Origin of the sequence: Marinibacterium profundimaris (genome assembly GCF_002210095.1) — a bacterium.
Lineage (GTDB): Bacteria > Pseudomonadota > Alphaproteobacteria > Rhodobacterales > Rhodobacteraceae > Marinibacterium > Marinibacterium profundimaris.
This window is the reverse complement of sequence record NZ_AQQR01000002.1, coordinates 146,622-172,809: the sequence shown is the minus strand read 5'-3', so window position 1 is coordinate 172,809 and position 26,188 is coordinate 146,622. Positions and strand designations below refer to the sequence as shown.

The 26,188-nt window shown below is 65.8% G+C and carries 23 protein-coding genes; 14 read left to right on the top strand and 9 right to left on the bottom strand.

Features of this window, described 5'->3' with window-relative positions; all coding sequences use genetic code 11:
* Window positions 1-69: 69 nt before the first annotated feature.
* Complete coding sequence (locus tag ATO3_RS05715) at window positions 70-879, bottom strand: undecaprenyl-diphosphate phosphatase (protein ID WP_088648867.1); 810 nt, start codon at window positions 877-879, stop codon at window positions 70-72.
* Between the two features lie 245 nt (window positions 880-1,124).
* Here ATO3_RS05715 and ATO3_RS05710 point away from each other — a divergent pair, with 245 nt between their 5' ends.
* The 7 genes from ATO3_RS05710 (at window position 1,125) to queG (ending at window position 11,324) form a co-directional block, all read left to right on the top strand.
* On the top strand, window positions 1,125-2,573 hold the full coding sequence (locus tag ATO3_RS05710; RefSeq protein WP_088648866.1) for an NAD(P)-dependent oxidoreductase: 1,449 nt from the start codon (window positions 1,125-1,127) through the stop codon (window positions 2,571-2,573).
* Window positions 2,574-2,637: 64 nt separating this feature from the next.
* Window positions 2,638-3,078: a GFA family protein gene (locus ATO3_RS05705; protein WP_088649344.1), complete on the top strand. Its 441-nt coding sequence runs from the start codon at window positions 2,638-2,640 to the stop codon at window positions 3,076-3,078.
* Window positions 3,079-3,111: 33 nt separating this feature from the next.
* A complete protein-coding gene (locus tag ATO3_RS05700; protein ID WP_088648865.1) occupies window positions 3,112-3,879 on the top strand; it encodes an alpha/beta hydrolase in 768 nt (255 codons plus the stop codon).
* 26 nt (window positions 3,880-3,905) lie between these two features.
* Window positions 3,906-8,429 (top strand): glutamate synthase large subunit, encoded by a 4,524-nt coding sequence (gltB, locus tag ATO3_RS05695; RefSeq protein WP_088648864.1) that lies wholly within the window; start codon window positions 3,906-3,908, stop codon window positions 8,427-8,429.
* A gap of 171 nt (window positions 8,430-8,600) precedes the next feature.
* Entirely contained in the window at window positions 8,601-9,353 is a 753-nt protein-coding gene (gene mtgA, locus ATO3_RS05690; protein ID WP_408630800.1) for a monofunctional biosynthetic peptidoglycan transglycosylase, read from the top strand.
* Window positions 9,354-9,408: 55 nt separating this feature from the next.
* The gene (gene fzlA, locus ATO3_RS05685; protein WP_088648862.1) at window positions 9,409-10,074 is read left to right on the top strand and encodes an FtsZ-binding protein FzlA; all 666 of its coding nucleotides are present in this window, start codon (window positions 9,409-9,411) and stop codon (window positions 10,072-10,074) included.
* 206 nt (window positions 10,075-10,280) lie between these two features.
* Window positions 10,281-11,324 (top strand): tRNA epoxyqueuosine(34) reductase QueG, encoded by a 1,044-nt coding sequence (queG, locus tag ATO3_RS05680; protein WP_088648861.1) that lies wholly within the window; start codon window positions 10,281-10,283, stop codon window positions 11,322-11,324.
* Window positions 11,325-11,432: 108 nt separating this feature from the next.
* Here queG and msrA read toward each other — a convergent pair whose 3' ends face one another.
* Complete coding sequence (msrA, locus tag ATO3_RS05675) at window positions 11,433-11,945, bottom strand: peptide-methionine (S)-S-oxide reductase MsrA (protein ID WP_088648860.1); 513 nt, start codon at window positions 11,943-11,945, stop codon at window positions 11,433-11,435.
* Window positions 11,942-12,391: a peptide-methionine (R)-S-oxide reductase MsrB gene (gene msrB / locus ATO3_RS05670; RefSeq protein WP_088648859.1), complete on the bottom strand. Its 450-nt coding sequence runs from the start codon at window positions 12,389-12,391 to the stop codon at window positions 11,942-11,944. The genes msrA and msrB overlap by 4 nt, the downstream gene beginning before the upstream one ends.
* 102 nt (window positions 12,392-12,493) lie before the next feature.
* On the opposite strand from msrB, the gene ATO3_RS05665 reads away from it, so the two are divergent.
* Complete coding sequence (locus ATO3_RS05665) at window positions 12,494-13,024, top strand: glutathione peroxidase (protein WP_088648858.1); 531 nt, start codon at window positions 12,494-12,496, stop codon at window positions 13,022-13,024.
* A 211-nt stretch (window positions 13,025-13,235) separates the two neighbouring features.
* Here the strand turns inward: ATO3_RS05665 and ATO3_RS05660 are convergent, their stop codons facing one another.
* The 5 genes from ATO3_RS05660 to ATO3_RS05640 form a co-directional block, all read right to left on the bottom strand.
* Window positions 13,236-14,108, bottom strand: coding sequence for a DMT family transporter (locus tag ATO3_RS05660; RefSeq protein WP_088648857.1), 873 nt, complete (start codon window positions 14,106-14,108; stop codon window positions 13,236-13,238).
* A 191-nt stretch (window positions 14,109-14,299) separates the two neighbouring features.
* Window positions 14,300-14,596 carry an HU family DNA-binding protein gene (locus ATO3_RS05655; protein ID WP_088648856.1) on the bottom strand — a complete coding sequence of 99 codons (297 nt, stop codon included), beginning with the start codon at window positions 14,594-14,596 and terminating at the stop codon, window positions 14,300-14,302.
* A gap of 305 nt (window positions 14,597-14,901) precedes the next feature.
* On the bottom strand, window positions 14,902-16,356 hold the full coding sequence (locus ATO3_RS05650) for an AMP nucleosidase (RefSeq protein ID WP_088648855.1): 1,455 nt from the start codon (window positions 16,354-16,356) through the stop codon (window positions 14,902-14,904).
* Window positions 16,353-18,155: an adenine deaminase gene (gene ade / locus ATO3_RS05645; protein WP_088648854.1), complete on the bottom strand. Its 1,803-nt coding sequence runs from the start codon at window positions 18,153-18,155 to the stop codon at window positions 16,353-16,355. Before ade ends, ATO3_RS05650 begins: the two co-directional genes overlap by 4 nt.
* Before the next feature lie 121 nt (window positions 18,156-18,276).
* Window positions 18,277-18,612 carry an ArsR/SmtB family transcription factor gene (locus tag ATO3_RS05640; protein ID WP_088648853.1) on the bottom strand — a complete coding sequence of 112 codons (336 nt, stop codon included), beginning with the start codon at window positions 18,610-18,612 and terminating at the stop codon, window positions 18,277-18,279.
* A gap of 128 nt (window positions 18,613-18,740) precedes the next feature.
* On the opposite strand from ATO3_RS05640, the gene ATO3_RS05635 reads away from it, so the two are divergent.
* Together ATO3_RS05635 and ATO3_RS05630 are read left to right on the top strand one after the other, a co-directional pair.
* On the top strand, window positions 18,741-19,163 hold the full coding sequence (locus ATO3_RS05635) for a VOC family protein (RefSeq protein WP_088648852.1): 423 nt from the start codon (window positions 18,741-18,743) through the stop codon (window positions 19,161-19,163).
* 186 nt (window positions 19,164-19,349) lie between these two features.
* On the top strand, window positions 19,350-20,270 hold the full coding sequence (locus tag ATO3_RS05630) for a hypothetical protein (RefSeq protein WP_088648851.1): 921 nt from the start codon (window positions 19,350-19,352) through the stop codon (window positions 20,268-20,270).
* A 37-nt stretch (window positions 20,271-20,307) separates the two neighbouring features.
* Here ATO3_RS05630 and ATO3_RS05625 read toward each other — a convergent pair whose 3' ends face one another.
* Window positions 20,308-21,492, bottom strand: coding sequence for a M24 family metallopeptidase (locus ATO3_RS05625; protein ID WP_088648850.1), 1,185 nt, complete (start codon window positions 21,490-21,492; stop codon window positions 20,308-20,310).
* Window positions 21,493-21,756: 264 nt separating this feature from the next.
* Between ATO3_RS05625 and ATO3_RS05620 the strand changes: the two genes are divergently transcribed.
* The 4 genes from ATO3_RS05620 to ATO3_RS05605 all read left to right on the top strand — a co-directional run bounded on the left by ATO3_RS05620 (window position 21,757) and on the right by ATO3_RS05605 (window position 26,187).
* Entirely contained in the window at window positions 21,757-22,857 is a 1,101-nt protein-coding gene (locus ATO3_RS05620) for an ABC transporter ATP-binding protein (RefSeq protein WP_088648849.1), read from the top strand.
* Window positions 22,858-22,938: 81 nt separating this feature from the next.
* Window positions 22,939-24,045 carry an extracellular solute-binding protein gene (locus tag ATO3_RS05615; protein WP_088648848.1) on the top strand — a complete coding sequence of 369 codons (1,107 nt, stop codon included), beginning with the start codon at window positions 22,939-22,941 and terminating at the stop codon, window positions 24,043-24,045.
* A gap of 58 nt (window positions 24,046-24,103) precedes the next feature.
* Window positions 24,104-24,403 carry a DUF1330 domain-containing protein gene (locus ATO3_RS05610; protein ID WP_088648847.1) on the top strand — a complete coding sequence of 100 codons (300 nt, stop codon included), beginning with the start codon at window positions 24,104-24,106 and terminating at the stop codon, window positions 24,401-24,403.
* A gap of 104 nt (window positions 24,404-24,507) precedes the next feature.
* Window positions 24,508-26,187, top strand: coding sequence for an ABC transporter permease (locus ATO3_RS05605; protein ID WP_088648846.1), 1,680 nt, complete (start codon window positions 24,508-24,510; stop codon window positions 26,185-26,187).
* Window position 26,188: the final 1 nt, after the last annotated feature.

Sequence of the window (26,188 nt, the reverse complement as noted above, 5' to 3'; positions counted from 1 at the left end):
GGGCCTGATGGTTGAAGCAGGTGATCAAAGGCCGGCGCGACCGGCCTTTTTCATGCCCGGTGGCCGGAATCAGAGCCAGCCGTAGGCGTAGATCAGCAGCCCGGTGCCCAGGATCACGCGGTAGATGACGTAGGGCGTGAAGCTGACCGTCTTCAACAACCGCATCATCAGCGACAGCGCCAGCAGCGCGGCGGCAAAGGCCAGCACCGCGGCCAGCCCGGCATCCTGCGCCAGCGTCCAGTCTCCGGCCTCGATCACGTCCAGCCCCAAAAGCCCGCCCGAGGCGAGGATCGTCGGGATCGACATCAGCATGGCCAGCCGCGCGGCCTCTTCCCGGCTGTAGCCCAGGTGCCGCCCGCCGGTGATCGTGATGCCCGACCGCGAGGTGCCCGGGATCAGCGCCACCGCCTGCCACAGCCCCATCGCCATCGCATCGCGGAATCGCCAGTCCTCGGCCGTCTTGTACTCGGCCCCCTTCTGGTCCGCCCAGTACAGCACCAGCCCGAAGATCAGCATCGACCACCCGATCACCGCGACCGAGCGCATCGCCTGGTCCAGCCCCGTAGCGTGCAGGATGAAGCCCACCGCCATGACCGGCGCGGTGGAGGCGATCAGCCCGATCGCCAGCCGCGCGCCATGGGTATCGACCTTGCCCTTCACCAGCCGGCCAAGCCCGCCGATGGCCACGGCAACATCCTGGCGGAAATAGAGGATCACGGCGAAGAGCGTCCCGATATGCACCGCCACGTCGATCAGCTGACCCTGGTCTTCCAGCCCGGTCAGCCCGGGCAAGAGAATCAGGTGACCCGACGAAGATATCGGCAGAAACTCGGTCAGGCCCTGGATCACGGCGAGCAGGACAATGTGGAACAGCGGCATGTGGAAAGAGATCCTGTGCAAGAGGTTGGCCAAGGTGTATAAGATGCCACTGGGGAAAGAAATTCGCTAAATAGGTCCGGTTCGTGACCTAAAAATGCATCCCGGAGCGTCAGAATCTGTACTGGCGCCCTCTTTTACCCCTATATAGGTCAATACTGCTGACTTTTCTTCCTGCGAGACTTGGCTTATTCAACCCGAGCTATCGCACCCAGGGATCAACCAAGGGATATCGAGGGGACATCGACATGGCCAAGCAGCCGATGCTCAAATTCGTGAAGATCGAACGGGACATGCCCGTCAAGCGCACCGCCGAGGAGCGCCGCGGCGATTTCCACGAGATCTATGCCGAGTATGCCGATGCCAAGGCAAAGGAACAGTCGAGCCGCTGCAGCCAGTGCGGCGTGCCCTATTGCCAGTCGCACTGCCCGCTTCACAACAACATCCCCGACTGGCTGCGCCTGACCGCCGAAGGCCGCCTGCAGGAGGCCTATGCGATCAGCCAGGCCACCAATACCTTCCCCGAGATCTGCGGCCGCATCTGCCCGCAGGACCGTCTGTGCGAAGGCAATTGCGTCATCGAGCAATCCGGCCACGGCACCGTGACGATCGGCGCGGTCGAGAAATACATCACCGACACCGCCTGGGACGAAGGCTGGGTCGAAGACATCACCCCGCAGGCCGACCGCCCCGAGAAGATCGCGGTGATCGGCGCCGGGCCCGGAGGGCTGGCGGCGGCGGATGTGCTGCGGCGCGCGGGCTGCCAGGTCACGGTCTATGACCGGTATGACCGCGCCGGCGGGCTGCTGACCTACGGCATCCCCGGCTTCAAGCTGGAAAAGGACATCGTCATGCGGCGGGTCGAACAGCTGAAGGCCGGCGGCGTGGAATTCGTGATGAACTGCGACGTGGATGCCGCGATCTTCGCAAAGATCCGCTCCGAGAATGACGCGATCATCATCGCCACCGGCGTCTACAAGTCCCGCGACCTGGAGCTTCAGGGCTCGGAAGCGGGCGGCATCGTGAAGGCGATCGATTACCTGACCGCCTCGAACCGTGTCGGCTTTGGCGACAGCGTGGCCGAATACGACAGCGGCGTGCTGAACGCCTCCGGCAAGAAGGTCGTGGTAATCGGCGGCGGCGACACGGCGATGGATTGCGTGCGCACGGCGATCCGCCAGGGCGCGGAAAGCGTGAAATGCCTATACCGCCGCGACAAGGCCAACATGCCCGGCTCGCAGCGCGAAACCCAGAACGCCGAGGAAGAAGGCGTGATCTTTGAATGGCTCAGCGCGCCCAAGGGGTTCGTCACCGAACCCGGCGAGGGCGGGGCGAAGGTCACCGGCGTGCAGGTCCAGAAGATGCGCCTTGGTGCACCGGACGCCACCGGCCGCCAGTCGCCCGAGATCATCGAGGGCGCGGATTACGTCGAGGAGGCCGACCTCGTGGTAAAGGCGCTCGGCTTCGAGCCGGAAGAGCTGCCAAAGCTCTGGGACCAGCCGGAACTGGCCGTGACCCGCTGGGGCACGATCAAGGCCGAATTCACCACCGGCGCGACCGAGATGCCCGGCGTCTATGCCATCGGGGACATCGTGCGCGGCGCCTCGCTGGTGGTCTGGGCGATCCGCGACGGACGCGATTGTGCGGCCGCCGTGCTGGAAGGCTTTGACAGCAAGGCTGCCGTCGCTGCCGAATAAGGGTGACTCGGCCCTGCGCCAGGCGCGCGGCGGCCGAGGGAGGATTGCAACTGGGATGAACGCCATGGCTTCGACGACCGGAGGATGCCTTTGCGGTGCCGTGCGCTTCACCGTGAGCGACTTGCCGGCACAGTTCGGCATCTGCCATTGCGAGACCTGCCGCCGCTGGACCGGGTCGGCGCTGTTGGGCGTCACCGTGGCCGAGGCCAACGTGGCCTGGCATGGGGCCGAGAATATCGCCCGCCGCCAGAGTTCTGCCATCGCCGAACGCGCCTGGTGCCGGGACTGCGGATCGAACCTGTTCTTCCGCTTTACCGGCGGCGGCGCGCCGGTGGGCGACATCGAACTGCCCATCGGCCTGCTGGACGATGCCAACGGCATGGAGCTGAGCAACGAGATCTATATCGACCACAAGCCCGACGCCTACGCCTTTGCCGCCAATGACCGGCAGGTGCTGACCCGGGCGCAATGCGTCGAGAAATTCCCGCTTCTGGACGCGCTGTAGGCCAATGGGCGCAGGACCTGACGGAGAGACCGCTTGAACGTGACGAACCATCCCGACCAGCAGACCACCCCGCAGCCCGACGCGGGCCGGGCGGACATGCGCATCGTGCTGGACGAGCCGGACCTGCGGATTTCGCATTACCAGGGCGTGACGGACATGGCGGTGGTGGCCTTCACCGGCATCGGCCATGGCATGGGTGCGATTCAGCAGGACGAGTTCATCGGCTCCGCCCTGGGCGAGGACCGCAACCACGTGATCTCGGTCATCGACAAGGACCGCAGCTGGTATTCCGCGCCCGGCATGCAGGAGCGCATCGTCGCCACACTGCGCGCGCTGAAGGCCGAGCTGGGCGTGCGGCGCGTGGTCTGCCTGGGCAATTCCATGGGGGGGTTCGGCGCGCTTCTCTTCGCGGAACGCATCGGCGCCGACACCGCCATCGGCTTCGTGCCGCAATACACGATGCGCAACGATTTCGGCGAACGCCGCTGGGCCAACTTCCGCGAGAAGATGGTCAACGACAATCTCGACACGCTGGGCCCGCACCTGAACGGACGCACCCGCGCCTACGCGGTCTTCGGTGCCGAGGACCTGCGCGACCGCCTGCATGTTCAGCGGATCAAGACGAACTGCATCGCCCGGATCCACCTGGTGGCCGGCAGCGATCACAATGATCTCACGGGGTTCCTGAAGCGCGAGGGCCTGCTGGCCCCGCTCATCGTTGCCATGATCGCGCATGACGATCGCGAAGTGGCGCGGCTTCTGGCCTCGTATACCGTCAACCCGGGCCTGGGCCCGACCTGAGAAGGGGTACTGACATGTCTGACGCAATGATGGACAACTGGGCCGAAACCGAACGCCAGAAACGCAAGTGGCTGGCCGAGCACGGCATGTATTCCGAGACCGAGGAGAAGGCGAACTGCGGTGTCGGACTTGTCGTGTCGATCGACGGGCAGAAAAGCCGCAAGGTCGTCGAGGCCGGGATCAACGCGCTGAAGGCGATCTGGCACCGCGGTGCCGTCGATGCCGACGGCAAGACCGGCGACGGCGCGGGCATCCACGTGCAGATCCCGGTGCCCTTCTTCCACGATCAGGTCACGCGCACCGGGCATCACCCCCGCAAGGACGAGCTGATGGCCGTCGGCCAGGTCTTCCTGCCGCGCACCGATTTCGGCGCGCAGGAACGCTGCCGGACCATCGTCGAGACAGAGGTCCTGCGGAAGGGCTATTACATCTACGGCTGGCGCCACGTGCCGGTGGACATCTCGGTCCTGGGCGAGAAGGCCAACGCGACGCGGCCGGAGATCGAGCAGATCATCATCTCGAACTCCAAGGGTGTGGACGAGGAACGGTTCGAGCGCGAGCTTTACGTGATCCGCCGCCGCATCGAGAAGGCCGCCGCCGCCGAAGGCATCCACGGGCTTTACCTTGCGTCGCTGTCCTGCCGGTCGATCATCTACAAGGGCATGATGCTGGCCGAGCAGGTCGCGGAATTCTATCCCGACCTGAAGGACGAACGCTTTGAGTCGGCCTTCGCGATCTATCACCAGCGCTATTCCACCAACACCTTCCCCGAATGGTGGCTGGCCCAGCCCTTCCGCATGCTGGCCCATAACGGCGAGATCAACACGCTGAAGGGCAACACCAACTGGATGAAAAGCCACGAGATCCGGATGGCCTCGGCCGCGTTCGGAGAGATGGCCGACGACATCAAGCCGATCATCGCCGGCGGGTCCTCGGATTCGGCCGCGCTGGACGCGGTGTTCGAGGTGCTCGTCCGGTCTGGCCGCTCGGCTCCGATGGCCAAGACGCTGCTGATCCCGGAAAGCTGGTCCAAGCAGGCGGTCGAACTGCCGCAAAGCTGGCGCGACATGTATTCCTACTGCAACTCGGTGATGGAGCCCTGGGACGGCCCCGCAGCACTTGCCATGACCGACGGCCGCTGGGTCTGTGCCGGGCTGGACCGCAACGGGCTGCGGCCGATGCGCTATGTCGTGACGGGCGATGGCCTGGTCATCGCCGGATCCGAGGTCGGCATGGTGCCGACCAACGAGGCGACCGTGGTCGAAAAGGGCGCCCTGGGCCCCGGCCAGCTGCTGGCGATCGACATGGTCGAGGGCAAGCTGTTCCACGACGTCGACATCAAGAACAAGCTCGCCGCGTCCCAGCCCTTTGGCGACTGGGTCGGCAAGATCAACGACACGGACGAGGTGCTGGCCAAGGCCGACGAGGCGCCGTTGTTCGAAGGCGCCGAGCTGCGCAAGCGGCAGATCGCTTCCGGTTACAGCATCGAGGAGATCGAGCAGATCCTCATGCCGATGGCCGAGGACGGCAAGGAAAGCATCGCCTCGATGGGCGACGACACGCCCTCGGCGGTGCTGTCCAAGCAATACCGCCCGCTCAGCCACTTCTTCCGGCAGAACTTCAGCCAGGTGACCAACCCGCCGATCGACAGCTTGCGCGAATTCCGGGTCATGAGCCTGAAGACCCGGTTCGGCAACCTCAAGAATGTGCTGGACGAGGACAGCTCGCAGACCGAGATCATCGTTCTGGAAAGCCCCTTTGTCGGCAACGGCCAGTGGGATCAGCTGACCGAGCAGTTCAACGCCCCGCTGGTCGAGATCGACTGTACCTTCGCCCCCGGCTCGCGCGCCCTGAACGAAGGGCTGGCGCGGATCCGGTCCGAGGCCGAGGATGCCGTGCGCTCGGGCGCCGGGCACCTGGTGCTGACCGATCAGCATTCCGGCGAGGACCGCGTGGCCATGCCGATGATCCTTGCGACCTCTGCGGTGCATTCGCACCTGACGCGGCAGGGTCTGCGGACCTTCTGTTCGCTCAACGTGCGGTCGGCCGAATGTATCGACCCGCATTACTTCGCGGTGCTGATCGGCTGCGGCGCGACCATCGTGAACGCCTATCTGGCCGAAGACACGATGGCTGACCGGATTTCGCGGGGTCTTTATGACGGGTCCCTGAACGAGGCGGTCGCCAAGTATCGCGAAGCCATCGATCAGGGCCTGCTGAAGATCATGGCGAAGATGGGGATCTCGGTCATTTCGTCCTATCGCGGCGGTCTGAACTTCGAGGCCGTGGGCCTCAGCCGCGCCATGTGCGCCGAATACTTCCCGGGCATGACCTCGCGGATCTCGGGGATCGGGGTCAGCGGCATCCAGCGCAAGGCCGAAGAGATCCACGCCAAGGGCTGGACCAGCGGTCTGGACGTGCTGCCGATCGGTGGCTTCTACAAGGCGCGGAAATCGGGCGAGACCCACGCCTGGGAAGCCAGCTCGATGCACATGCTGCAGATGGCCTGCAACTCGGCCTCGTTCGAGATCTGGAAGCAGTATTCGAAGAAGATGCAGGCGAATCCGCCGATCCACCTGCGCGACCTGCTGGACTTCAAGCCGCTGGGCAAGCCCGTGCCGCTGGAAGAGGTGGAAAGCATCACCGCGATCCGCAAGCGCTTCGTGACGCCGGGCATGTCGCTGGGCGCGCTGAGCCCCGAGGCGCACAAGACGCTGAACGTCGCCATGAACCGCATCGGGGCGAAATCCGACAGCGGCGAGGGCGGCGAGGATCCGGCACATTTCGTGCCTGAACCCAACGGCGACAACCCGTCGGCCAAGATCAAGCAGGTGGCCTCGGGCCGCTTCGGTGTGACCGCCGAATACCTGAACCATTGCGAAGAGCTTGAGATCAAGGTGGCCCAGGGCGCCAAGCCCGGCGAGGGCGGCCAGCTGCCGGGTATGAAGGTCACCGACCTGATCGCGCGGCTGCGCCATTCGACCAAGGGCGTGACCCTGATCTCGCCGCCGCCGCACCACGACATCTACTCGATCGAGGACCTCGCGCAGCTGATCTACGACCTCAAGCAGATCAACCCGCGCGCCAAGGTGACGGTGAAGCTGGTGGCGTCCTCGGGCGTCGGCACGATCGCTGCCGGCGTGGCCAAGGCGAAGGCCGATGTCATCCTGATCTCGGGCCATAACGGCGGCACCGGGGCGTCTCCGGCGACCTCGATCAAATATGCCGGCCTGCCGTGGGAAATGGGACTGACCGAGGCGCACCAGGTTCTGTCGATGAACCACCTGCGCGGCCGCGTGACGCTGCGCACGGACGGCGGTCTGCGCACGGGCCGTGACATCGTCATGGCCGCGATGCTGGGAGCCGAGGAATACGGCATCGGGACAGCCGCTCTGATCGCCATGGGCTGCATCATGGTCCGCCAGTGCCAGTCGAACACCTGCCCGGTGGGCGTCTGCACCCAGGATCCGGCCCTGCGCGAGAAGTTCACCGGCAACGCGGACAAGGTGGTGAACCTGATCACCTTCTATGCCCAGGAAGTGCGGGAAATCCTTGCCGAGTTGGGCGCGCGCTCGCTGGACGAGGTGATCGGCCGGGCCGACCTGCTGAACCAGGTCAGCCGTGGCTCGGCACACCTGGACGACCTGGACCTGAACCCGCTGCTGATCACAGTCGATGGCGCGGACAAGATCGTCTACGACCGCGACAAGCCGCGCAACCCGGTGCCGGACACGCTGGACGCGCAGATCGTCAAGGACGCCGCGCGGTTCCTGAAGGACGGCGAGAAGATGCAGCTGTCTTACGCGGTGCAGAACACGCACCGCACCGTGGGCACGCGCACCTCGAGCCACATCGTGCAGAACTTCGGCATGCGCAACGCGTTCCAGCCGGACCACCTGCACGTCAAGCTGCAGGGCTCGGCCGGCCAGTCGCTGGGCGCCTTCGCGGCTCCGGGCCTGAAGATCGAGGTTTCGGGCGATGCCAACGACTATGTCGGCAAGGGGCTGTCGGGCGGTCTGATCGTCGTGCGTCCGCCGCAGGTATCGCCGCTGCAGGCGTCGGAGAACACGATCGTCGGCAACACCGTGCTGTACGGGGCGACGGACGGCTATCTCTTTGCCGCCGGCCGCGCCGGAGAGCGGTTCGCGGTGCGGAACTCGGGCGCAAAGGTGGTGATCGAGGGCTGTGGGTCGAACGGGTGCGAATACATGACCGGCGGCGTGGCCGTGATCCTGGGCGACATCGGGCCGAACTTCGGCGCCGGGATGACCGGGGGCATGGCGTATCTGTATGACCCGGAGGGCAAGGCGCAGACCATGATGAACATGGACACGCTGGTGACCTGCCCGGTCAGCGTCGATCACTGGGAAGCCGAGCTGCACGAGCTGATCACGGGCCACGCGACCGAGACGTTCTCGCGCAAGGCCAAGGACATCCTGCAGCACTGGGACATGGAGAAGGGCAACTTCCTCCAGGTCTGTCCGAAGGAAATGCTGGCCCACCTGCCGGCACCGCTGAGCATCGAAGAAGCGGCAATGCCCGCCGAGTGATCCTCGGGCTGGCCCGGGCGCGACACCACCGCGCCCGGGCCGGGGCGGCGGATGTCACGCGCGCCCACCCCGTGCGACCCGGGCGCGGTGGCCGTGGCGTGGTCGCGGGGCGTTTCACCGGACCGGCAAACGCGGTAGTCTGGGCACCCAGGCATGGAAATCGGGCAGGCCGTGGCAAAACAGGCATCGAAATCGAAGAAGACGGCCGCGAAGGCCGGTGCGGGCGAGGACAGGCCCGCGATCCGTCGGATCCGGCCGCTGCGCTGGCTTGGCCGCATGGCGCTACGGCTGGCGATGGTGCTTGCCGCCGTGATCGTCGCCCTGGTCCTGCTGTTCAGTGTCGTGAACCCGCCGCTGACCCATACGATGTGGGTGGAATACGGGCTCTACGGCCCGCTTGAGCGCGCGTGGGTCCCGATGGAGGACATCGCGCCGGTCATGGCCCGCTCTGCCGTGGCCGCCGAGGATGCGAATTTCTGCCAGCATTGGGGGTTCGACGTCGACGCGATCAAGGCGGCGATGGAGGACGGGGCGCAGCGCGGCGGGTCGACCATCTCGCAGCAGGTGGCGAAGAACGTGTTTCTCTGGCAGGACCGGTCCTGGCCCCGCAAGGCGCTGGAAACCGTGATCACCATGATGATCGAGGCGGTCTGGTCGAAACAGCGGATCCTCGAGGTTTACCTGAACATCGCCGAGACCGGCCGCGCGATGTTCGGCGTGGAAGCGGCGGCGCAGGAATATTTCGGCGTCTCGGCCGCCGATCTGACCGCGTCCCAGGCCGCGCGGATCGCCGCGATCCTGCCCTCGCCCAAGTCCCGGGACCCCGGCAACCTGTCGCCCTCCCTGCAGCGTCGGGCCGCCGGGATCGCTGACGGCGCGGCAACGATACGGGCGGACGGACGCGCAGCGTGCTTCGAGGATTGAAACCCGCCGCCACGAAGCGGTAGTAGTTAACCGTTCCCTTATGACGAAGATTTAGATGGCCCGCCTCTTCCACGTCCCGCTTTCACCCTTCTGCCGCAAGGTTCGACTCTCTCTCGCCGAGAAGAAGGTGGAGGTGGAGCTGGTCGAGGAGCGGTATTGGGAGCAGGAGCCCGATTTCCTGCGCCGCAATCCGGCGGCCAAGGTGCCGGTGCTGAAGCTGGACGGCAAGATGATGGCCGAAAGCGCGGCGATCTGCGAATACATCGAGGAAACCCGCCCCGAGCCGCCGCTGCTGCCGCGCGACCCCGATGGCCGGTACGAGGTGCGCCGCCTGATCGGCTGGTTCGATGACAAGTTCCACAACGAGGTGACCTCGAAACTGCTCTACGAGCGGGTCAACAAGAAGGTCATGAAGCAGGGCTTCCCGGACAGCCGCAACGTCAAGGACGGGGCCAAGGCGATCAAGTACCACCTCGATTACATGTCCTGGCTGCTGGATCACCGGCGCTGGCTGGCCGGTGACGTGATGACGCTGGCCGATTTCGCGGCGGCCGCGCACCTGTCATCGCTGGATTACATCTCGGACGTGGACTGGAACCGGTCGGCGGTGGTCAAGGACTGGTACGCGAAGATCAAGTCGCGCCCGGCGTTCCGCTCGATCCTGGCAGACCAGGTGCCGGGTTTTCCGCCGCCGCCGCATTACGCCGATCTGGATTTCTGATCCTCTGATACGGTGCGTGTGGCGGGCTTTGCACGTCCGGGCAGCGGCGGTTTAGGCGGTGAACGCCGGGGGCTGTCTGCCCGTCGCCATCGGGCTCGAACCGATGGCGACGCGATGGCGACCCCCCGAAAGATATTTTTCCAAGGTGAAGACGGGGTGTGGCGCGGATTTGCCGATGGGGATGCCTATCGGGTAAGGAGCGGAATATGGATCCGGTCGCGTTCAGACACAGCCTTAAAGCGCGGGCCCTCGAGGAGGGGTTTGTCGCCATGGGCGTGTGCCGGCCCGATGCGGTGCCGGAGGTGCCGGAACGGCTGCGTGCCTTTCTTGAGGCGGGGTATCATGGGCAGATGGGCTGGCTGGCCGATCGCGTGACCTGGCGCGAGGATCCCGCGGCGCTCTGGCCCGAGGCGCGGAGCATCGTGATGCTGGCCGAGAGCTATGCACCCGACAGCGATCCTCTGCCGCTGCTGGAGAGGCGGCAGGAGGGCGTGACCTCGGCCTATGCGCGGGGGCGGGATTACCACGACATCGTCAAGAAGCGGCTGAAGCGGGTCGGCCGCTGGCTGATCGACGAGGCGGCGCGGCAGGGGGAGACCGCGCAGATCAAGGTCTTCGTCGATACCGCGCCGGTGTCGGAAAAGGCGCTGGGGCAGGCGGCGGGGCTGGGCTGGCAGGGCAAGCACACCAACCTGCTCAGCCGCGACTGGGGCAACTGGTGCTTCCTGGGGGCGATCTTTACCACGCTGGAGCTGCCGGCCGACGCGCCGGAGGTGGACCATTGCGGATCCTGCCGGCTGTGCCAGGACATCTGTCCGACGCGTGCCTTTCCCGAACCCTACCGGCTGGATGCGCGGCGCTGCATTTCCTACCTGACGATCGAGCACAAGGGCCCGGTGGATGAGGCGTTGCGCCCCCTGCTGGGCAACCGGATCTACGGCTGCGACGATTGTCTGGCGGTCTGTCCGTGGAACAAGTTCGCGCAGGCGGCTTCGGACCTGCGCTATGACGGGCAGGCGACGGCGCCTCTGGGAGAGCTGGCGATGCTGGACGATGCCGGGTTCCGCGCGCGGTTCTCGGGCTCTCCGATCAAGCGGATCGGGCGCGACCGGTTCGTGCGCAACGTGCTGTATGCAATCGGGAATTCGGGAAAGCCGCGGCTGGCCGACACGGCGCGCGCACTGCTGTCCGATCCGGACGAGACCGTGGCCGAGGCGGCGCGATGGGCCATCGCCCGCCTCGACGGATAGGTTTTCGCGTGATGCCCGGGACGCCGCGACGTGCACGCGGTGTCCCCTGGCCTGATCGTCAGGCGGGCGGCGCCAGGGCGCGCGACCCGTCCCGCGATCGGTGCGCGATCACTCGGCCGCTTCGCGCCGGGGCAGAACCCAGTCGGGGCGCGGGAAGTGGCAGGTGTAGCCCGAGGGCAGACGCTGCAGGTAATCCTGGTGCTCCGGCTCGGCCTCCCAGAAATCGCCGACCGGCTCCACCTCGGTCACAACGCGGTCGGGCCAGAGGCCGGAGGCGTTGACGTCGGCGATCGTGCTAAGCGCCGTCTGGCGCTGGGTCTCGCCGTCGAAGTAGATCGCCGACCGGTAGCTCAGGCCGATGTCGTTGCCCTGGCGGTTCAGCGTGGTCGGATCATGGATCTGGAAGAAGAATTCCAGGATTTCCCGGTACGAGATCACTTCGGGGTCGAACCAGATTTCGATCCCTTCGGCATGGGTGCCGTGATTGCGATAGGTCGCGTTGGGGACATCGCCCCCGGTATAGCCGACCCGGGTCTTCTCAACGCCCGGAAGCTTGCGGATCAGATCCTGCATGCCCCAGAAACATCCCCCGGCAAGTACGGCACGTTCGCGCTTTGTCATTGAACTTCCTCCACCAAATGAGAGTATTCACCATAACCTTCGGCCTCCATCTCGTCACGATGGATGAAACGAAGTGCCGCCGAGTTGATACAATATCGCAACCCGCCCCGATCGCGCGGCCCGTCGGGGAAGACATGGCCCAGGTGGCTGTCACCGTGTTTCGAGCGCACCTCGGTGCGGACCATCCCGTGCGTGCGGTCCTCGATTTCGACCACGTGTTCGGGTTCGATCGGCTTGACGAAGCTGGGCCAGCCGCAGCCGCTTTCGTATTTCGAGGACGACGCGAACAGCGGTTCGCCCGAAACGACATCGACGTAGATACCCGGCTCCTTGTTGCCGAGATACTTGCCGGTGCCGGGGCGTTCCGTGCCGCTTTGCTGGGTGACGTAGAATTCCTCTTCGCTCAGCGCGGCAATGGCGTCGTCCGTCTTGGCATATCGGGGCATTCAGAGCTCCTTTTTGTCGGCAATCCCCTAAGATTTGGCACTGGCCGGGCGAGTTCCAAGACCTAGGTTAACGTCCGTTTACTAATGACGTGAGGTAAAGCAATGCTCCGCCTGCTTTTTCCGGGCCTTCTGTCACTTCTGACACTCTTCGCGCCCGCGGCACATGCCGGCGGGCTGACCGGGACCTTCGCCTCGATCGACGGTGGCACCCTGTCGCTCGAAGACTGGCGCGGGCGTCCCGTGCTGGTGGTGAACACCGCGTCGAAATGCGGCTTCACCTATCAGTACGAGGGGATGCAAGCGCTCTATGACAGCTATCGCGACCGCGGGCTGGTGGTTCTCGCGGTGCCCTCGGATGACTTCAACCAGGAGCTCGGCAGCGCCGAGGAGGTGAAGGATTTCTGCGAGCTCAACTACGGGCTGGATTTCCCGATGACCGACATCACCCATGTGACCGGCGCGGCGGCGCATCCCTTCTATGCCGCCGTCCGTGAGACAAGCGGATTTTCGCCGCGCTGGAACTTCAACAAGATCCTTCTGGGCCCGGATGGAGAGATCGTTGCCACCTGGCGCTCGGGTGTGCGGCCCGAAAGTGCTCAGGTGACCGGCGTGATCGAAGGGCTGTTGAACTAGGCGTCCTGTTCTGAAGTGTCGCTCTTTCTGCGACGGAGCGGCGGAGTATTTGGGCAAAAGTGAAGACAGGGGGGGGCGCCGCGCGACCGCCGTTGGCCCCTTGTGACGATCGGACAGCGGCAGGTCGTCGAGGGGCCGTGGGCATCCAGTCTTCATCTTTGCCCAAATACCTCCGGGGGAGTCCTCCGCAGGAGGGCGGGGGCAGCGCCCCCTACACGGTTCGGCCCTGCCGCGCCAATTGAACCGCAAGGATCCCGGCGGTGATGATCGCCACCCCGATCATGTCCGTCAGGGTCAGGCGTTCGCCCAGCAGCAGCGCCGCGATGCCCACGCCGAACACCGGGTTGAGGAAATGGAAGGTCGCCGCCCGGATGGCGCCGATCCGGTTCAGCAGCATCACCCAGACGAGCGTCGCCAGCAGCCCCGGCACCAGGGTCGTGTAGGCAAAGGCGATCAGAAGCGGCCATGAGGGATCGACCCGCGGGGTTTCCACGGCCAGGGCCGCCAGGGTCAGGGCGGCCGAGCCGATCAGCATCTGCAGCCCGACGATCATCATGAAGTTCCCCCCCGAGGTCGCGCCCCGGATCGCCAGCGTGGCGAAGGTCAGCGCCAGAACGCCCACCAGGCAAAAGACCACGCCCAGCGGGTCAGCCCCGCCCGAGATCCGCGCGCCCATGATCAAGGCCACGCCGGCCGTTCCCGCGATCAGTCCGATGATACCCAGCGGGCCAAGCTTTTCCCCGAACACCAGCCAGCTTGCCAGCGCCACCAGCAGCGGCATGGCCGAGGCGATGATTGCGGCCATCGACGCCTCGATCCATTGCATGGCGACGAAATTGAACCCCAGGTACAGGGCGTTCTGGCAGATCCCGAACAGGATCGTCGCGCGCCATTGCGCCCGCGTCAGGTGCCAGCTTTGCCCCAGCGCGCGGGCGATGATCACGCCCAGAAGCCCCGACACCAGAAAGCGCGCGGCCAGTGAGAACAGCGGAGAGGCATCCGCCACGATGATCCGGGCCGAGGTGAAGGCCGAGGACCACATCAGGGCAAAGGCCAGCCCCATGCCAAGCGCGCGCAGGTCCATCGTATCGTCCTTCCGGTCCGTTCGCGCGGACCATTGGGCAATCGCGCGGGGATCGCAAGGCCGCGCAAGCCGAAGGCTTGCCACCGGCAGCCCCCCGACCGGAGGGAGGGGCCTCGGGCTGCCGGGCTTGTCCCCAAAAGAAAAGGGCCGTCGCATGACGGCCCCGTCCAAGCTGTGCGCAATGCCTGGCGTCAGGCGTCTGCGTTCACGCTGTCTTTCAGCGCCTTGGCGATGGTCATCTTCACCACCTTGTCGGCTTCCTTGGTGAAGGTCTCGCCCGTGGCCGGGTTGCGCACTTCGCGCTCGGGGCGCTCGCGGCAGTAGATCTTGCCGACGCCCGGCAGGGTCACGGCGCCACCGGCCGAAACTTCGCGGGTGATGATGCCCACGATGGCGTCCAGCGCGCCGGTCGCGGCTTTCTTGTCGGTTCCCATTTCTTCGGCCAGAGCGGCCACAAGCTGGGTCTTCGTCATGGGTTTGTTGGCCATGTGCTGTGCTCTCCTTGTTCTGCCCGAGTTATGGGGCCTCAGTGCAGAAATGTAACGCGATCTTGTGGGCTCACACAACTCGTAGGGGCTCGAAAGATGCACAGATGCCGCACTTTTCAGGTGTTTTCGGCAATTCACCGCCCGTTGCCCCGCGTTTGGTGTGCCCGCGGACCTTGCTGGCGTGGCTATGACGCGTCGCGGCGGCGGTCAAGTCACCATTTCCGAGGGATGGCCGCCATGCGTCATGCGCCGGGCCACCGAGTCTATATCTTGTGCCGGTGGCCTCTGGCACGGGCGGCGGCGGATCACAGGAAGGCGGTTTCGTCGAACGAGCGCAGCTTGCGGCTGTGCAGCCGTTCCAGCGGCATGGTGCGCAGCGCCTCCATCGCCCGGACCCCGATCGCCAGGTGCCGCGACACCTGCGTCCTGTAGAAATCCGAGGCCATGCCGGGCAGCTTCAGCTCGCCATGAAGCGGCTTGTCCGACACGCAGAGCAGCGTGCCATAGGGCACCCGGAAGCGATAGCCGTTGGCCGCGATCGTGGCGCTTTCCATGTCCAGCGCGATGGCGCGCGACTGCGACAGGCGCTGCACCGGGCCGGACTGGTCGCGCAGCTCCCAGTTGCGGTTGTCGATCGTGGCGACGGTGCCGGTGCGCATGATCCGCTTCAGGTCATAGCCCTGCAGCTCGGTCACGTCCTCGACCGCTTCCTCCAGCGCCACCTGAACCTCGGCCAGGGCCGGGATCGGCACCCAGACGGGCAGGTCGTCGTCCAGCACGTGATCCTCGCGCAGGTAGCCATGGGCCAGCACGAAATCCCCCAGCGCCTGGGTATGGCGCAGCCCGGCGCAATGGCCGACCATCAGCCAGGCATGGGGGCGCAGCACGGCGATATGGTCCGTGGCCGTCTTGGCGTTCGACGGGCCGACGCCGATATTGACCAGGGTGATGCCGCTGCTGTCGGGCCGCTTGAGGTGAAACGACGGCATCTGCGGGACCTTGTCGGCCGGGGGCAGCACGCCGTCCGGCGTCGTGATCTCGGCATTCCCGGTCGAGACAAAGCTGGTATAGCCGCTGTCCGGATCGGCCAGCGCGGCGCGGGCGAAGGCCTCGAACTCGGCCACGTAGAACTGGTAGTTGGTGAACAGGACGTGGTTCTGGAAATGCTCCGGATCCGTCGCCGTGTAATGGCTGAGCCGCGCCAGCGAATAATCCACCCGCTGTGCCGTGAAGGGCGCCAGCGGTCCGGTGCCATCGGGCGAGACATAGGTGCCGTTGACGATATCGTCGTTGGTCGTCGTCAGGTCGGGCACGTCGAAGTAATCGCGCAGCACGAAATCCACTGCGCCTTCCTGTGGCACGGTCAGGCCGCCGACGGCGAAATGCACCGGGATCGGCGTGTCCGAGGCGCCGATGGTCACCGGCTGGCCATGGTTGGCGATCAGCAGGCCGATCTGCTGCGTCAGGTAATTGCGGAACAGGTCCGGCCGCGTGATCGTCGCCGCATAGGTGCCGGGCTGGTAGACATGGCCAAAGCTCAGCCGGCTGTCGACCCGCGCATGGGTTGTCGTGGTCAGCCGTACCTCGGGGTAATAGGCGCGCATCCGGCGGTCCGGCGCCTGTCCGGACATGGCGGCGGTGAAGCCCTCGGTCAGAAAGGCGGTGGCCGCGGCGTAAAGCTCTTCCAGCCGCGCGACGGCGGCCTCGGCCGTGTCGAAGGCCTCGGGGCCGGGGATCTTGGGCGTGGTCAGCTGGGTCATGACAGCGCCTCGAACAGCTCGATGCGCTGGAAGGTCCGGACGTCGACAAGCCCGAGGTCCGAGATACGCAGTTCCGGGATCACCACAAGCGCCAGCAGCGAATGCTGCATGTAGGCGTTGTTGAGCGTGCAGCCGCAGGCCTCCATCGCCTCGCCCAGCTTGCGGGCCTTGTCGGCGACGGTCGCCGCCGGCGCGTCCGACATCAGCCCGGCGATCGGCAGCTCGACCATCGCCAGTTCCTCGCCATCGCGGAACAGTGTCACGCCGCCGCCGACCTCGGCCAGCCGGTTGGCGGCCAGAGCCATCTGTGCGCGGTCGGTGCCCACGACGATCATGTGGTGACTGTCATGCGCCACGGTCGAGGCCATGGCCATCCGCCCCTTGTAGCCGAAGCCCGAGACAAAGGCGTTGGTCACGCCGCCCGTCGCCCGGTGACGTTCCACCAGGGCGATCTGGATGGTCTCGCCCTCCATCTCGACCAGACCGTCCTTCACCGGCAGATCGGCCTTCAGCGCCTTGGTCGGCGCCTGGTTCTCGACCACGCCGATGACATTGGCGCGCACCGCGTTGGCGCCTTCGGGGGCCGCGATCTCGAAATCGCTCTCGCTCAGCTGATGGCCCAGCCGCACGGTCTGCCGCGCCGTGTCGGGCCAGTCGTAATGCGGGCAGTCGACAAGGCATTCGCCGTCTTTCGCGACCACCCGGCCGCGCGCGATCACCAGTTCGATGGGCAGCTCGGTCAGGTCCGAGGTCAGGATCACATCCGCCCTGCGCCCCGGTGTCAGCGAGCCGATCTCGCGCTCCAGCCCGAAATGCGTGGCGGTGTTCAGCGTCGCCATCTGCAGGGCGATCAGCGGGTCGCAGCCGCAGGCGATGGCATGGCGCACCACCCGGTTCATGTGCCCGTCATGCACCAGCGTGCCGGAATGGCAATCGTCGGTGCACAGGATGAAACTGCGCGGATCCAGCCCCTTTTCGGTGACCGCGGTGATCTGCGCCTCGACATCGTACCAGGCCGAGCCGAGCCGCAGCATCGAGCGCATGCCCTGCCGGACGCGGGCTATGGCATCTTCCTCGCGTGTGCATTCGTGATCGTCCGCCGGGCCGCCGGCGACATAGGCGGCGAAATCGTCGCCCAGGTCGGGCGAGGCATAATGCCCGCCGACCGTCTTGCCGGCGCGCTGGGTCGCGGCGATCTCGGCCAGCATCTTGGGATCGGCGGCGGCGACACCGGGGAAGTTCATCATCTCGCCCAGGCCCACGATGCCGGGCCATGTCATCGCCTCGGCCACATCCTCGGGCGTGATCTCGAAGCCTGTGGTCTCCAGCCCCGGGGCCGAGGGCGCGCAGGACGGCATCTGGGTGAACACGTTGACCGGCTGCAGGATCGCCTCGTCATGCATCATCCGCACGCCGTCGAGGCCAAGGACATTGGCGATTTCGTGCGGGTCATGGAACATCGAGGTCGTGCCATGCGGGATCACGGCGCGCGAGAATTCCGCCGGCGTCAGCATCCCGCTCTCGATATGCATATGCGCGTCGCACAGCCCCGGGATCATGTAACGCCCATCGGCCTCGATCACCTGCGTATCGGGCCCGATCCTTTCGCCGGCATCCCCGACGACACAGGCGATACGCCCTTCGGCGATGCAGATGTCATGGCCCGGCAGGGACTCGCGGGTGTGGACATTGACCCAGATGCCGCCGCGGATGACCATGTCGGCGGGCGCGCGACCGGCAGCAACGGAGATAAGCTTGGGGGCGACGGCGGGCCAGTCGGCGATAACGTTCTGTGTCATGATCCGATTTTGGGAATCCCTGCGGCAGGTGCAAGCGGTTTTCGGCCGCGCATAGGCCGCTCCCGTGACGCCGGCGTGACACCGCTGCCACGCCGGTCCTCCCGCACCGCGCAGCCGTTGCTTACGACCTGCCGTCCTGGTCCTTGTCCAGGGTCTGAACCTGGGCCAGCCGGTCCAGCCCGGCGGCCCAGAAGTCGCGGTGCAGTTTCAGCCAGGCGTCGATACGCGCCACGGCCGAGGGGTCGATCGCGTAGATCCGGCGGGTTCCATTCACCTCCTGCGTGACGATCCCCGCCTTGCGCATGACCCGCAGGTGGCGCGAGATCGCCGGGGCCGAGATATCGGCCACGTCGCGCAGTTTGCCCGCGGGCATGGCGCCTTGCTTCAGAAGGCGCTCGGCGATGGCAAAACGCACAGGATCCCCCAGCGCCGCGAAGGTCGTGGTCAGTGGTGGCATATCTAAACTTTTCTTGGGTTAATTAACGGTAAGGTTACTCTGACCTTGCGTCAACCGGCTTGGCCAATTTATTTCGCAGACGGTATCAAATCATCGGGGCATGTCTGCCTGCAGGGGAGAGCACCGGGATGAATTACGACAAGGTTGGGCCGGCGGATTTCGGGCGCAGTCTGAGGGGGCTCGGGCTCAACCTTTTGGTGCGCGACGTGGTGGCGCGGGCGGCTTTCCTTGGGGAGGTCTTTGACATGGAGGCGCATCAGGTGACGCGGGATTTCGCCATCCTGCGCTATGGTGCGCAGCTGTTTCAGCTGCATTCCGACGGCACCTATCACGCCAACCCCTTGCTGGGCCTGCTGCCTGAAACACCTCCGCGCGGCGGCGGGATCGAGCTTCGGCTTTACGACAGCGACCCCGACGTGGCGGTGGCGCGGGCCGAACCGCTGGGCGCCACGATCCTGCAGCCCCCCACCGACAAGCCCCACGGGCTGCGCGAGGCCTATATCCTTGACCCGGACGGGTATGCTTGGGTGCCCAGCCGCCCGCTGGCGTGACGGCTGGCCCGGACGCGGGCCGGCACGCTCCCGCCCGCCCACCCCGCGCGCCGGCCCGCGCCCGTCCGTGGTCCGCGCCTCGCGGTGCCGTGGGGCAGGGTGGCTTGCCGGGCGGGGCAGGGGCAGCGATACTGCCGCCAACCGGAGCGCGCCGGGTTTGGCCGGCGTGACAGGAGGATCGTCGCCATGCCCCGCCCCATCTTCAGCGCCCGGTCAGATTCCCAGACCGGACCCCAGACCGTCGGACTGTCCGAGGCGGCGCGGCGCGAGGCGCTGTCGGAATTCGCGCTGGAGCAGTTCGGCACCCTCGACAACAAGGTGCAGGCCTTCGTCAATGTCGCCGCCTATTCCGTGCATCTGGCGGAGGGGCTGGAGGGGGCCCCGGACATCGTGATCGAGGATCTGAAGCTGGTGCTGGTCGGGCTCGACTACAGCGACAGCGGCCGGAACCAGGGTCCCTGGTTCGTGGATCCGACCCTTGCGGTGCTGAACGGCAACGGCGGCTTCCAGGATCCGTTCCGCCAGCCCGACGGCCTGAACCAGGTGTCGCACGCCATAGGCGCGATCGGGCTGAGCTACGAGGCGAGCCGCGATCCCGGGGAACTGATCCGGGTGTTCCTGGGCGACGTTTTCGGGCCACCCGCCGGAGAGCGGCTGGCGCGGGTGGCGGATCACCTCGTGGAGGGGGTCTTTGGCCGGTTCGTCGGCGCGGCGGCCGAGCGGGTGGTGGAACGGGCCCTGCTGCTGCAGGAGCAGGAGCCATGGGACGACGCGCTTTACCTTGCCGGCTTCGCGGTGGCCGACGGTTTGGACGGTGGCGATATCGGCGATCTGCCGGCGCTGATCGCCAGCCTGATCGGGGACGAGACCGTGTCGCTGGCTGCGGTGCCCGCATTCCCGGACGCCGTGGCCGAACCCCCGCAAGAGGACATCTTTGTCTTTGCCTTCGAGGACGGCCCCGCGCCCTTCCTGGGGGACGGCGGCCCCTGGCCGTTCGAACGCGGCGAGGGGCTGAGGGCACTGGCGGAGGATGCGGCGCTGCACGATCTGGCCGCGCATGAGACGATCTTTGCCGGGATGTCCTGGACGGACGACCTCTTGGCCTGAGCCGGGGCCGGGCCATGCAGGCCCGGCGGTACCGCTGTCAGCGCTTGATGAACAGCTCGCGCGGGCGCGAGCAGAAGGTTTCGGCGGGGCCGTCCTCGGTGATCAGGATGCTTTCGGTGATCGAGAGCCCCCAGCTTTCCATCCAGAGGCCGGGCATGAAGTGGAAGGTCATCCCGGCCTTCAGCTCTGATTCGTCCTCGGACCGCAGCGACATGGTGCGTTCGCCCCAGTCGGGCGGGTAGCTGAGGCCGATCGGATAGCCGCAGCGGGCGGCGCGGATGATGCCGACCTTGGCCAGCTCTCCGTTCATGGCGTCGGCGATGTCGCGGCAGCGGTTGCCGGCGCGGGCGGCCTCCAGCCCGGCCTCGAGCCCGTGGGCCAGGGCATCGGCGGCGCGCAGCATCTCGTCCGGGGGATCGCCCAGGTACATGGTCCGGCAGAACGGCGCGTGGTAGCGGCGGTAGCAGCCGGCGATCTCGAAGGTGGTGCCCTCGCCGGTGCGGAAGGGTTCGCCGTCCCAGGTCAGGTGCGGCGCGGCGGCGGCGGGCCCCGAGGGCAGCAGCGGCACGATCGCCGGGTAATCGCCCCAGGCACCGTCGACGCCGCGGATCGCGTCGCGGAAGGTTTCGGCGACCACCTCGTTCTTCGGCACGCCCGGTTCGACGCGCTCGGCCAGCCCGTCGATCAGCGCCTCGGAGATGCGCGCGGCCTGGCGGATAAAGGCGATCTCGGCCGGGGATTTCACCGCGCGCTGCCAGTTCACCAGCGCGGTCGCATCGACCAGCGAGGCGTCGGGCAGGTTTTCCGTCAGGACGGTGAAGGCCTTGGCGGAAAAGTAATAATTGTCCATCTCGACCCCGATCCACGCGGTGCCGTGGTTGTGGTCGATGATCCGGTGGGCCAGATCCTCCATCGGGTGGCGGGCCGTGGTCTGGACGTAGTCCTCGGCATAGGAGGTGACGTTTTCGTCGTCCATCCAGACGGTGCGCACGGCGCCGGCGGCATCCTGGCGGCGGCCCCACCACATCGGGTCGCCCTCGGGGAACACGACCACGGCCTGGTGCACGTAGAAAGACCAGCCGTCATAGCCGGTCAGCCAGGCCATGTTCGACGGGTCGGTGACGATCAGCACGCCCACGCCCGCCTCGGCCATCGCGGTGCGTGTCTTGGCAAGCCGGGCGGCATATTCGCTGCGGTCGAAGGGGAGGTCCTGACTTGGCATTCCTGGGTCCTTTTTACTGCATTGCGGCCGGAACGAACCCGGCACCGGGCCTTTTCGGACCCGGATGAGGCCTGTGTAACCCCGGGAGCGCGGCAAAGGCGCTGCCCAAAGCGGCGACAGGGCCGTGATTTTCGACCTTTTAAGGGCGAAATCTGAACATCTGCCTTTTTCAAGGGCGTTCCAGTTGCGCCCTGAGGCCCGATGTGGTTGGTTTCTATCAAATGAGCCGCAGAAGACGGCCGGTCACAACACGGGGAGCTGCCCTTGGCAGACAAGAACGTCGATAACGCGTTTGTCGAATTCGATCGCGTGCAGAAGAGCTATGATGGCGAAACGCTCGTCGTCAAGGATCTGAACCTCACCCTGCCCAGGGGCGAATTTCTTACCATGCTTGGTCCGTCCGGTTCCGGGAAGACCACCTGCCTGATGATGCTGGCGGGGTTCGAGACGGCAACCTACGGCGACATTCGCCTGGGTGGAGTTTCGATCAACAACATCCCGCCCCACAAGCGCGGCATCGGGATGGTCTTCCAGAACTACGCGCTTTTCCCGCACATGACCGTCGCCGAGAACCTCAGCTTTCCGCTCGAGGTTCGGAAGATGGGCAAGTCGGAGCGCGAGCAGAAGGTGAAGCGCGCGCTGGACATGGTGCAGATGGGCGCTTTCGGCGGCCGGCGTCCGGCGCAATTGTCGGGCGGCCAGCAGCAGCGGATCGCCCTGGCGCGCGCGCTGGTGTTCGAGGCCGAGCTGGTTCTGATGGACGAACCGCTGGGCGCGCTCGACAAGCAGCTGCGCGAACACATGCAGTTCGAAATCAAGCGCATCGCCGACGACCTGGGCATCACCGTGGTCTACGTGACCCACGACCAGACCGAGGCGCTGACAATGTCGGACCGGGTCGCCGTGTTCAACGACGGCAGGATCCAGCAGCTGGCGCCGCCGGACAAGCTGTACGAAGAGCCGGAAAACAGCTTTGTCGCGCAGTTCATCGGTGAGAACAATACGCTGGAAGGCGTGGTCCAGGAGATCAACGGCAACCGTGCCACGGTGCAGCTGGACGGCGGCGAGGTGATCGACGCCAAGCCGGTCAACGTCTCCAAGCCGGGTGAACGCACGCGTGTGTCGATCCGTCCCGAGCGGGTCGAATACAACAAGGACCGCCTGCAGGAAGGCGTCCATACGCTGAAGGCCGAAGTGCTGGAATTCATCTACATGGGTGACATCTTCCGCACCCGCCTGAAGGTGGCCGGCAACGACGAATTCATCATCAAGACGCGGAACGCGCCGGACCAGGTGCGTCTCCAGCCGGGAACCCAGATCGAAATCGGCTGGCTTCCCGAGGATTGCCACGCGCTCGACGCCTGACCGGCGCGGCGCATGGCTGCTAACCCGGCGCTCAAGACCGGGAGGGGCAAGAAGAACGCTATCAAACAAGGAGAGACATATATGAAACTCAAGTCACTCACGGCACTCGTGGCGTCGACTGCGATCGCAGCTCCGATGGCCATGGCACAGGACATGGCGGATTCGATGACGCTGGTGTCCTGGGGCGGTGCCTACCAGGAGAGCCAGAAGCTCGCCTATGCGGATCCCTACCAGGAAATGCACCCCGACGTGGAGATCACCTGGGACGAAAGCTCGGCCGAAGCCGTCGCCAAGCTGCGCGCGATGAACGAAGCCGGCAACATCACCTGGGACCTGGTCGACGTCGTGGCCGCGGATGCGATCCGTCTGTGCGACGAAGGCCTGGCGATGGAATACGATGCCGATGACCTGCTGGCCGAAGGCGATGACGGCACCTCGGCCGAAGACGATTTCGGCGACCTGATCGTGTCGGATTGCTTCATCCCGCAGATCGTCTACTCGACCACCTTCGGCTACCGTACCGACATGGTCGGCGACACGCCTCCGACCGAGGTCTGCGCCATCTTCGACATGGACACCTATCCGGGCAAGCGGGCTCTGGAAAAGCGTCCGATCAACAACATGGAATGGGCGCTGTATTGCGACGGCGTTGCCAAGGACGAAATCTATGATGTCTTGGCCACCCCGGAAGGCCAGCAGCAGGCTCTCGACAAGCTTGCCACCATCAAGGACGATGTCGTCTGGTGGTCGGCCGGCGCCGACACGCCGCAGCTTCTGGCCGACGGCGAAGTCGTGATGGGCTCCACCTACAACGGCCGCCTCTTCTCGGTCATCGAGGAGCAGGACCAGCCGGTCGCGATGCTGTGGGACATGCAGGTCTTCGACCTGGATGGCTGGATCATTCCCGAAGGTCTCGATGACGCCGCCCTGGCGCGCGTGAAGGACTTCGTGAAGTTCGCCACCGACACCCAGCGTCTGGCCGACCAGGCCAAGTACATCTCCTACGGGCCGGCCCGTGCCTCCTCGGCACCGCTGGTGGGTGAGCATGCCGAACTGGGCATCGCCATGGCACCGCACATGCCGACCGATCCGGAGAACTCCAAGAACACGCTGCTCTACAACTACGAGTTCTGGGCCGACTATCGCGACGACATCGACGCGAAGTTCCAGGCGTGGCTGGCGCAGTAATCTGACGACCGGGGCGGGGGATCATCCTCCGCCCCGTTTTCCTGGCGGGGAAGCGACCATGCCGAAGGGCTACATCATCGGGCACATCACGGTGAAAGATCCGGAGGCCTACAAGGAATACGTCGAGAAGGACACGCCGCTGCTGAAGGCGTTCGGCGCGAAGTTCCTGGTGCGAGGCGGACAATCGGAAACGCCGGAAGGCGCGGCACAGACCCGCCACGTCGTGTTCGAATTTCCCAGCTACGAGGCCGCGAAGGCGGCCTATTACGACCCGGACTACCAGGCCGTTGCCGAAATCCGCAGGCGCACGGCCGAAAGCACGATCATTCTGGTCGAAGGCCACGACGAAGACGGCTGAGACCCAAGCGGTTCGCGGGCGCGGGATCAAGAGATCTTTCCGCTTCGTTTCCTTCCGGGAAAACGGGATGCGCACCCGGACCGCACAACAGGACAGGGACGCGCATGACAGACGCGACGCAGGAACAGACTGGCCCCATGGTGGCCGCGGACGGCACGCCTCTGAAGAAGAGCCTGGCCAGGTCCTTGAGAAACCAGAAGATGCGGGCGCTGGCCCTGATCGCACCCTTGCTGATCTTTGTCCTGCTGACCTTCCTCGCCCCGATTTTCGACATGCTGTTCCGCTCGGTCGAGAACCAGATGGTGTCGGACACGCTGCCCGAGACGGTCGCCGCGCTGGACAGCTGGGATGCCTCGGGCACCGAAGAGCCGGGCGAGGATGTCTTTCGCGCGCTCTACTTCGATCTCTTCCTCGCCGCCGAGGCCAAGGAGCACACCAAGCTCGGCACCCGGCTGAACTATGAACAGGTCGGCATCTCGTCGCTGTTCCGGACGTCGGGGCGCAGCCTGGATGACGTGGGCGAGGTCTGGCAGGACTGGCTGGAAGACGATGTCGACGAGATCTGGGGCGAAGGATCGTTCTGGTACGACATGATGTCCGGCGAGCCGGCCGACGAGGCCGTGCTCGACGACGCGCGCGACCGGATGGCGACGCTGACCGGCGATTCCATGCGCGGCGACATCGGCTTTGCCCCGGGCGAGGCGATTTCGGCCCTGCTGCCGAGGACCGCGCGGGAATACGCGGCCTTCGCCGTTTTCACCGCGATCGAGGACGAGGATGTCGTCGCCGAGGAGGATCCCTGGGAAGCGGTCTATGCCGCCTTCGCCTATGACCTGTCGCAGCCCGGCACGGCCGATGCGATCGGGTCCTACACCGGCACCGGCGCCGATCAGCTGCAGGCCGTGGTCGCGCAGCTGGACACGATGCCGCCGGTCGATTTCAAGGCCGCCTTCGCCGCCATCGACCAGGACTGGATGTCGGTCGAGAACTGGGCCGCGATCAAGGTCTATTCCTCGCGCTATACCTCGGGCTATTTCCTGAACGCCGTCGACATGCAGCTGGGCCCCGACGGGCCCGAGGCGCGGCCGGAGAACCAGCAGATCTACATGATGCTGTTCCGCCGCACGCTGGTGATGTCGCTGGTGATCACCTTCAGCTGCATCGCGCTGGGCTACCCGGTGGCCTGGCTGCTGGCCAACCTGCCGGCGCGGCGCGCGAACCTGCTGATGATCCTGGTGCTGCTGCCGTTCTGGACATCGCTGCTTGTGCGAACCTCGGCCTGGAAGGTGATGCTGCAACAGCAGGGTGTGATCAACGACGTGCTGGTCTGGCTGGGGATCGTGGCGGACGACGCCCGATTGGTGATGATCAACAACCAGTTCGGTACCATCGTCGCGATGACGCATATCCTGCTGCCATTCATGATCCTGCCACTATATTCGGTGATGCAGACGATCCCGCCAAGTTACCTGCGCGCGGCAAAGTCGCTGGGGGCGAACAACTGGACAGCCTTCTGGCGGGTCTACTTCCCGCAATCGGTGCCGGGCATCGGGGCGGGCTCGATCCTCGTGTTCATCCTGGCCATCGGCTACTACATCACGCCCGAACTGGTCGGCGGGACAACGGGTACCTTCATCTCGAACCGGATCGCCTATCACATCTCGTCCTCGCTGAACTGGGGCCTCGCGGCCGCGCTGGGGACGATCCTGCTGCTGGTGGTTCTGTTGCTCTACTGGGTCTACGACCGGATCGTGGGCATCGACAACGTGAAGCTGGGGGGCTGAA

Coding starts and splice junctions, on each gene's coding strand:
- ATO3_RS05715 (WP_088648867.1), bottom strand. CDS start 879: ATGCCGCTGTTCCACATTGTCCTGCTCGCCGTGATCCAGGGCCTGACC.
- ATO3_RS05710 (WP_088648866.1), top strand. CDS start 1,125: ATGGCCAAGCAGCCGATGCTCAAATTCGTGAAGATCGAACGGGACATG.
- ATO3_RS05705 (WP_088649344.1), top strand. CDS start 2,638: ATGGCTTCGACGACCGGAGGATGCCTTTGCGGTGCCGTGCGCTTCACC.
- gltB (WP_088648864.1), top strand. CDS start 3,906: ATGATGGACAACTGGGCCGAAACCGAACGCCAGAAACGCAAGTGGCTG.
- fzlA (WP_088648862.1), top strand. CDS start 9,409: ATGGCCCGCCTCTTCCACGTCCCGCTTTCACCCTTCTGCCGCAAGGTT.
- queG (WP_088648861.1), top strand. CDS start 10,281: ATGGATCCGGTCGCGTTCAGACACAGCCTTAAAGCGCGGGCCCTCGAG.
- msrA (WP_088648860.1), bottom strand. CDS start 11,945: ATGACAAAGCGCGAACGTGCCGTACTTGCCGGGGGATGTTTCTGGGGC.
- msrB (WP_088648859.1), bottom strand. CDS start 12,391: ATGCCCCGATATGCCAAGACGGACGACGCCATTGCCGCGCTGAGCGAA.
- ATO3_RS05665 (WP_088648858.1), top strand. CDS start 12,494: ATGCTCCGCCTGCTTTTTCCGGGCCTTCTGTCACTTCTGACACTCTTC.
- ATO3_RS05660 (WP_088648857.1), bottom strand. CDS start 14,108: ATGGACCTGCGCGCGCTTGGCATGGGGCTGGCCTTTGCCCTGATGTGG.
- ATO3_RS05655 (WP_088648856.1), bottom strand. CDS start 14,596: ATGGCCAACAAACCCATGACGAAGACCCAGCTTGTGGCCGCTCTGGCC.
- ATO3_RS05650 (WP_088648855.1), bottom strand. CDS start 16,356: ATGACCCAGCTGACCACGCCCAAGATCCCCGGCCCCGAGGCCTTCGAC.
- ade (WP_088648854.1), bottom strand. CDS start 18,155: ATGACACAGAACGTTATCGCCGACTGGCCCGCCGTCGCCCCCAAGCTT.
- ATO3_RS05640 (WP_088648853.1), bottom strand. CDS start 18,612: ATGCCACCACTGACCACGACCTTCGCGGCGCTGGGGGATCCTGTGCGT.
- ATO3_RS05635 (WP_088648852.1), top strand. CDS start 18,741: ATGAATTACGACAAGGTTGGGCCGGCGGATTTCGGGCGCAGTCTGAGG.
- ATO3_RS05630 (WP_088648851.1), top strand. CDS start 19,350: ATGCCCCGCCCCATCTTCAGCGCCCGGTCAGATTCCCAGACCGGACCC.
- ATO3_RS05625 (WP_088648850.1), bottom strand. CDS start 21,492: ATGCCAAGTCAGGACCTCCCCTTCGACCGCAGCGAATATGCCGCCCGG.
- ATO3_RS05615 (WP_088648848.1), top strand. CDS start 22,939: ATGAAACTCAAGTCACTCACGGCACTCGTGGCGTCGACTGCGATCGCA.
- ATO3_RS05610 (WP_088648847.1), top strand. CDS start 24,104: ATGCCGAAGGGCTACATCATCGGGCACATCACGGTGAAAGATCCGGAG.
- ATO3_RS05605 (WP_088648846.1), top strand. CDS start 24,508: ATGACAGACGCGACGCAGGAACAGACTGGCCCCATGGTGGCCGCGGAC.